The organism is Pseudoalteromonas sp. Z1A6 (assembly GCF_011378745.1).
GTDB lineage: Bacteria > Pseudomonadota > Gammaproteobacteria > Enterobacterales > Alteromonadaceae > Pseudoalteromonas > Pseudoalteromonas arctica.
Window position 1 is genome coordinate 1 of sequence record NZ_WTKW01000207.1, and the last position, 7,661, is coordinate 7,661.

General features: G+C 39.3%; 5 protein-coding genes. 4 read left to right on the plus strand and 1 reads right to left on the minus strand.

Annotated elements, in window-relative coordinates; translation table 11 throughout:
- Positions 1-258: 258 nt before the first annotated feature.
- Positions 259-1,368: an endonuclease/exonuclease/phosphatase family protein gene (locus tag GQR46_RS13200; protein ID WP_165741192.1), complete on the minus strand. Its 1,110-nt coding sequence runs from the start codon at positions 1,366-1,368 to the stop codon at positions 259-261.
- Between the two features lie 296 nt (positions 1,369-1,664).
- On the opposite strand from GQR46_RS13200, the gene GQR46_RS13205 reads away from it, so the two are divergent.
- The 4 genes from GQR46_RS13205 (at position 1,665) to GQR46_RS13220 (ending at position 7,640) form a co-directional block, all read left to right on the plus strand.
- Positions 1,665-3,968 carry a peptidase U32 family protein gene (locus GQR46_RS13205; protein ID WP_165741188.1) on the plus strand — a complete coding sequence of 768 codons (2,304 nt, stop codon included), beginning with the start codon at positions 1,665-1,667 and terminating at the stop codon, positions 3,966-3,968.
- 13 nt (positions 3,969-3,981) lie between these two features.
- On the plus strand, positions 3,982-4,641 hold the full coding sequence (locus GQR46_RS13210) for a glutathione S-transferase (RefSeq protein ID WP_165741189.1): 660 nt from the start codon (positions 3,982-3,984) through the stop codon (positions 4,639-4,641).
- 135 nt (positions 4,642-4,776) lie between these two features.
- Positions 4,777-6,039 (plus strand): valine--pyruvate transaminase, encoded by a 1,263-nt coding sequence (locus GQR46_RS13215; protein ID WP_165741190.1) that lies wholly within the window; start codon positions 4,777-4,779, stop codon positions 6,037-6,039.
- 398 nt (positions 6,040-6,437) lie between these two features.
- Entirely contained in the window at positions 6,438-7,640 is a 1,203-nt protein-coding gene (locus GQR46_RS13220; protein ID WP_165741191.1) for an Nramp family divalent metal transporter, read from the plus strand.
- Positions 7,641-7,661 lie beyond the last annotated feature (21 nt).

Genomic DNA, 7,661 nt, shown 5'->3' on the forward strand with positions numbered 1-7,661 from the left:
AGGTACGCCCTACCAAAAACGGCTTATTTTTTTAGTCTCCAAAAATATAAGATTAAGCCAAAAAGAGTATCAGGTTCTTTAAATATCCGAATAAATATAGGGGCACAGTATTTAAACCCTTTAATAAAAAAGCTGCTCTTTTAATGCTGGTTTAACTATTGATATGGCTTTTTCAGAACGTGCACTAGCACGTGAGTTCTGCTGCAGAGTAATCAACCATAAACAAGGTTTAGTGTTAATTCATACATAAAAGACCGTTCATGATCTCAATTTAAGCGTAACTAAAACAACACCATGGTCGGTAGTTAAATCATCACGCTCGTACTCGGGGTTGATTAAGTGCCTGTCGTAAGTGTTATAAGCGCTTACTTCAAAAAAGCTGTCATCGTAACTAGCGTCAAACTCACACGACAATAAAATGTAATCAAGTACAGAGCTGCTAGTGCCGTAGTAATGTGTAGGCGTTCTTAACGGAGCTGGGTTTGTTATTTTTGTATTTTTTATTTGGCTTTTATCATCTAAATCAATAACTTCACTATTATTGCTATCACAATCACTTTGTACATCGTTTGTTATTAGATCGTCGCTTGTAACCTTATCATTGCTTAGCTGCAACTTTACAAATAAATCCCACGAGTCATTTAAACAATATTTAGCTAAGTAGGTTTTAGCATCAAACGCGGGAGCAAAACGCAGCGTATTTGTCAGTAAATGACTTAATACACCATCCGCAAGTTCATTGTTAAAGTCTCCCATTAATACCATCGGTTGCTGCGTCGCTTCGCGTCGAGCAATCATTTGTGTCATTAGCAATGTAGCTTCACTGCCACGCTGAATAGTTGAGCCCCAGCCGCCCGCTACATTCGCCTTTAATATCTCTATTATGTTTTTCTCGGCTGTTAGCTCTTTATTGTGCTCATCAACATTAATCATTGGGCGCTTAGATTTAAAATGCACCACATAACAATCAGTATTGCCTATGTGCGGCAAAGTAACGGTCGCTCTTAATACCTTGCGACTAAAAGTAAACTCACTATTAAGGCCAAGCGCACTTGCAAGCTCGCTATCATGCTCAACCGACGCCACTTCAACTATCGGGTATTTAGAGGCTATTGCCACTACAGGCCGCTTATAAATAAAGTCGTCAATCACCTCAGGCTCATCAACTACTGCAAAGTAATCATAACCTTGCTCACCCACTAACTCTTTTAACGAATCAATACTAAACACTTCCTGAAAACCAATCACGTCAGGGGTATGCTCTATTAAGTAATCAACAATCCAACGCTGCTTTTTAGCCCACTGCTGCGCGGTATAAATTTTCTCAAACTCATAATACGCGTTGGGTGGCTCAAGGTAGTTAAACAGGTTAAATGTGGCTATTTTTAGGTGAGTGTTGGTAATTACAGCTTCTTGAGCGTTTAAATCTGTATTTAACTGTTTAATATTTTGATTACTGATGGGTATCGCCTAAGTAAAGTTGAAAGTCTAGCTTGCTTATAAACTATCATTTTATTACATGTTTACGTAATAAATCAGTCAGCTTGATTACAATTTTATACAGTCTTTTAATTATGTATTTATTATATCCCTCAATAAATAGCATTAACGCGCCTAAACAGATAAAATTCGCGACAATTAAATATGAGCAAAGTGAAGTTGTAATGAGTAGAAAGATTGAACTATTAGCCCCAGGCGGTGATGTAAACGCGGTAAAAGCCGCCATTGTAGCCGGTGCTAATGCGGTTTATTGTGGGTTAGATACCTTTAATGCACGTAACCGAGCGTCTAATCTTTCGTTTGATGAGCTTAACGGCGCACTGCGCTTAGCGCATGAATACGGCTGTGAAATATTTTTAACGCTAAACGTAGTTATATTAGAGCATGAAATGGGTGCGCTATTTAAGCTATTAAATCAGCTAGTAAATACCACGCTCGATGGCATTATTGTGCAAGATTTAGGGCTGTTCAATATTGTTAAAAAGCACTTTCCTACTTTGCATATTCACGCATCAACTCAGTTAACTACGCATAACGAATCACAAGTTGAATTTTTAGCGCGCATTGGCGCTACACGGGTAAATTTATCACGCGAGCTTAACTTAACTGAAATTAAAATATTGACCGACGTAGCGCACAAATGCGATGTATTAACCGAAGTGTTTGTACATGGTGCTTTATGTATCGCGTTTTCAGGGCAATGTTACTCAAGCTCGGTAAGTGTGGGTAACTCGGGCAACCGTGGTCGTTGCTCACAAGCATGTCGTGACGAATACGAGCCTACGGCTATGGGTAACAAGCATCCGTTAAACTTAAAAGACAATTCAGCCTATTTTGATTTACCAGAGTTGGTAGCTGCGGGCGTTGACTCGTTAAAGGTAGAAGGCCGTATTAAGGGCGCTAACTACGTACACACAGTGATTGATAGCTGGCGCAAGCAAATTGATACCTTTGTACAAACCGGTAACTTAATTGAAGACGATTCAAGCTTGTATAAAGTCTTTAACCGTAACTTTACTAATAAGTTTTTAACCGGCGACATGACCAAAAACATGTTTACCGACAATCCGCGCGACCATAGCTTTGATCACGCAAACGAAAAAAGTAACGCTATTTCGGTTGTACAAATTTACGATGCGCAACAAGAGCTCTCTACTCAAAAAAGTGAAATTGATTCATTAGTTAAAAAGAAAATTGAGTTTTTAGATATTTCAAAGCGTGAGCTTCGTTTTGAATTTTCAGGACAGTTAAATCAGCCATTTACAGTAACGCTGGTTATTAACGATAAAAACGATAGTTCGTTAATAAATGAAAGCGCGAATTTAAACACTGAGCAATCTCAGCGCTTTGAAGTGCAATCGCAAATGGTTATGCATACCGCTGATAAATCAGTTGTTGATATTGCTGCCATTGATAAGCGCTTTAAAACGTTTAGTAATGCCAATTTTGAAATTAAAAATATGGATTACACAAACCTCGGCGACAACTTAAGCATTCCGTTTAAAGAGCTAGCGCGTATTAAAAAGCAGGTCGCGTTTTTATTAAACGAAGGCAAAGACGTACTCGCCCCTGTTGAATTACCTAAACTAGTGAATCACGAAAAAGCCGAAAATAAAACGACGCTCTCTGTTTTAATATCGGACATAAAAGACGCTCACTTATGTAATTTAACTGACGGTGACATTTACTTTAAATTGCCTGAAAGCTTTAGAACCGATAACGATAAATACATAAATGTATTTTTAGAGCACCCGCAGTTAATTCCGTGGTTTCCAGCCGTGTTAATTGGTAAAGACTTTGACGAAGCCGTGCGTTTACTAGAAATGGCGAAACCTAAACTTATTATTAGTAATAACACCGGCGTGGCATACAAAGCAGTGCAAATGGGCATTGACTGGATTGCAGGTCCTTTACTAAATACGACAAACTCTTATGCGTTATTAACGCTACAAGAGGATTTAAATGCTAAAGGCGCGTTTATTTCAAACGAAATAAACAAGCAGCAAATGCGCAGTATTAAACGCCCTAACAACTTTAAAATGATGTACAGCATTTATCACCCAATACTAATGATGACCAGCCGCCAGTGTTTTTTCCAGCAAACCGTTGGCTGTAAAAAACCACGTATTGATGCCAGCTGTATGTTGAGCTGTAAAAAAGAAACAACCGTTACCAATGTTAAAGGCATTAGCTTTGCCATTGATAAACAAAAAGGCGGCTATCCGAGCATTTATAATCATGAGCAATTTTTAAATATGGATATTGTGACCGATTACGCCGATAAGTTTGACGAGTTCATGATTGATTTAACCGACATTGGCTCAGGCGATAAAGAAAAACTCGATAAAGCCGTGTTACTTGCGCATTTTCAAGATTTAATTAGCGGGCAAACACAAGCAGCTGATCAGTTAAATCACATGGTAAAAGTAAAAACACGTCAGCAATATGTTGAAGGCTTAAATAGCTAAGGTAAGTAATAAAATGACACTGCCATTATTATATTCATTACAACACTGCCCATACGCAATGCGTGCACGAATGGGGATTTTAATGGCAGAGCAACACGTGCTACTACGCGCTATTAAAACTAAAAACAAACCACCGCATCTTTTGCAAATATCGCCAAAAGGCACGGTGCCTGTTTTATTACTGCCGAATAATCAAGTTATAGATGAAAGCCTAGATATTATGCTGTGGGCTTTAAAGCAAAACGATCCGCATAATTTACTTCATACTCAAGACCCATTAGCACTTGAGCGCATGCTTGAATTAATTAAGCTAAACGACACGAAATTTAAACCAGTGCTTGAAAAGTATAAGTTTTATGCTCGCACAAAAGACATGGCACAAATTTATTACCAAAAAGCCTGCGAAGAATTTATTAAGCAATTTGAAGAAAAACTAACCACGCATAAATACTTAATGGGCGATGAAAAAAGTCTAGCCGATTATGCCCTGCTACCATTTATTAGACAGTTTGCCCGTGTAGATAAACATTGGTACTTACAAAGTGAATACACGCATGTACGCGCATGGTTAAACGAGTTTTTACACGCCCCCATGTTCACCAAAGTTATGACCAAATTTGATTTGTATATGGACTGCGGCGAAGAGTTTTTATACGGCGTTAAAAAATCTTAACTTAGCCTTTGTTTTATAGAAATTTTATTGTCATAGCCAACTACTAAGCTAAGTATTGAATTATTCTCATCATCGGATTTAAGCCCTTTATTTACGCTATACTGCCCTCCCCATTACTAACAAACGCTATGCATTATGAACTACTCAAACTTCGGCACTAAATTCACACAACCCAACGGCATTACTCAGTTAATGGAAGATTTAGGTGGTGCTAAAAACAGCAACAATCCTAATATTGTTATGCTCGGTGGCGGTAACCCCGCATTAGTACCACAAGTAAATGAGGTTTTTTTAAGTGAATTACAAAAACTCGTTGCCAGTAACAAGGTATCGCAGGTATTTGGCCTTTACGACGGCCCGACTGGTAACGACGAGTTTAGAGCTGCATTAGCTGGCCAGCTAAGTAAAGAGTTCGCATGGGATATTAGCGCCGATAACGTAGCACTTGGTAATGGCAGCCAAGCTAACTTTTTTGTATTGTTTAATATGTTGGCAGGTGAAATGCCGGATGGCAGCCATAAAAAGATTTTATTTCCCCTTGCGCCAGAGTACATAGGTTATGCCGACCAAGGTTTATCTGATGATATGTTTGTTGCCATAAAGCCTGATATCGAAATTTTAAATACAGGCAGCACATCAAAACAGTTTAAATACGTCATTGATTTTAAAGCAGTTGAAAAAACACTAGCAAACGACAACAGCATAAGCGCGCTGTGCGTATCACGCCCTACTAACCCAACAGGTAATGTAATTACTGACGATGAAGTAAAGCACCTTGATTTGCTCGCTAAGCAATATGGTATTCCACTCATTATTGATAACGCATATGGCGATCCGTTTCCAGGTTGTATTTACACCGATGCAAACCTAACGTGGAACTCAAATATTATTTTATGTATGTCACTTTCAAAACTGGGCCTACCGGGTTTACGCAGCGGTATTGTGGTTGCTAATAATGAGATTATTAAAGCAATTGGCCGCGTAAACGGCAGCATGGTTTTATCGCCAAATAGTATTGGCCCAAGCTTAGTGACACGCTTAATTAACGACAACGAACTACTGCCACTGTGCCGTAATGTTGTACTGCCTTTTTATCGTAATAAAGCACACATAGCGATTGAATTGTTTGATGAAGTATTTGCCGAGCTGCCTGTTTATTTGCACAAAGTTGAAGGCGCATTTTTTATGTGGCTGTGGTTTAAAGATGCAAAAATGACAAGCGAGGCATTGTATCAAAAGCTTAAAGAGCAAGACGTGTATGTGATCCCAGGTCACAACTTTTTTATCGGCATTGACGACAGCTGGGCGCACAAGCACGAGTGTATTCGTATTAACTATGCTACCGATGCAGATACCCTAAAAAAAGGCTTAGAAGCGATTAAATCGCTAATAAAGTAAATACACTGATGCTGATATTAACATCGGCATCACCTATTTAACTCGATTGGCTTATATATTCGTTTAAAATTTACTGCATATAATACCCTGCTTGTTTGTGCAGCAAGCGTTATTTTAACTTTGAACCTTAGCTTGTAACACTTACTCATACCCACTTTTAGCTTAAACTTTATCCAAACGCACTGTATCCCCTTTAAATTTATATATAAATTGGTATCCTACGCGACCTTTTTTAACATATGCTTGTTAAAAGAGAACCTGCCAAGGGGCGATTGTCGCTGCAAGGCACTTAATTTAAGTGGCAGCAATGACACAATCGGCATCGCGTATAAATATCGGTTTTAAACGTTAGATGTAACTTTAAATAGCAACATGCAATAGCACTATTAAGGCCAATTATGCGATTAGGACCAGGACTGCTCGTCACCGCTGCCTTCATTGGACCAGGGACCATTACTACCGCCAGCGTGGCAGGTGCAAACTTTGGTTTTGCACTTATATGGACATTACTGTTTTCAGTAGTTGCCACTATATTATTACAATCTATGGCGGCGCGCCTTGGCGTTGCTACCGGGCAAGATTTAGCTCAAGCGCTCAGAGCACATATTCAAACGCCCTTATTCAAATCTTTAGCTATATTTTTAGTCATTAGCGCGATTGGTGTGGGCAGTGCAGCTTATGAAGCGGGTAACTTAAGTGGCGCTAGCATGGGATTAATTGAAATATTCCCTCAAGTTAGCTCCCAACTATGGACACCACTTATTGCTTTTTTTAGTGCAGCTTTACTGTATAGCGGCAAACATAAAGTGGTTGAAAACGCGCTAATTTTACTCGTTATTTTAATGAGCTTAGTGTTTATCTCAACACTTGTAATGGCAGCGCCTTCACTGGGTGATGTATTTGCTGGTTTTATTCCTAGTATGCCTGAAGGCTCTATTACAACCATACTCGCTTTAGTTGGCACTACCATTGTGCCGTATAACCTATTTTTACACTCCGGCGTACTCGCTGCTAGACACGACAGTAACAGCGACATGCAAAAAGTGATTAAACAAACAAATGTTGATACAGGCCTATCAATCACTTTAGGCGGTGTGATCACGCTCGCTATTTTATCTACTGCATCGGTTGCATTTTATGGCACAGATGCGGGGCAAATTAGTGCGGCTAACATGGCCGTACAGCTAGAGCCATTACTTGGTGATGCCGCTCATTACTTTTTTGCTATTGGCTTGTTTGCAGCAGGTTTAACTAGTGCTATTACAGCGCCACTTGCGGGTGCTTATGCTGTGTGTGGCATGTTAGGTTGGTCAAACGATATGAGTAACGCACGCTTTAAAGGCGTTGCTATTGTTATTTTATTGTTTGGTGCTGCGGTTGCCTCACTCGGTTTAGACCCTGTCGCGGTGATTATATTCGCGCAAGCGGCTAACGGGTTATTACTTCCTATTGTTAGCACCTACCTTGTATGGCTGGTTAATCAAAAAGGGGTTATGGGAAACTACACTAACTCTTTGGTGTTAAACCTGGTAACCCTACCCGTTTTAATCCTAATTTTTGGGCTAAGTAGCTACAAACTAATTAGTTTAATTTCTAGTTAAATTCTAAAAAATCATATTTAA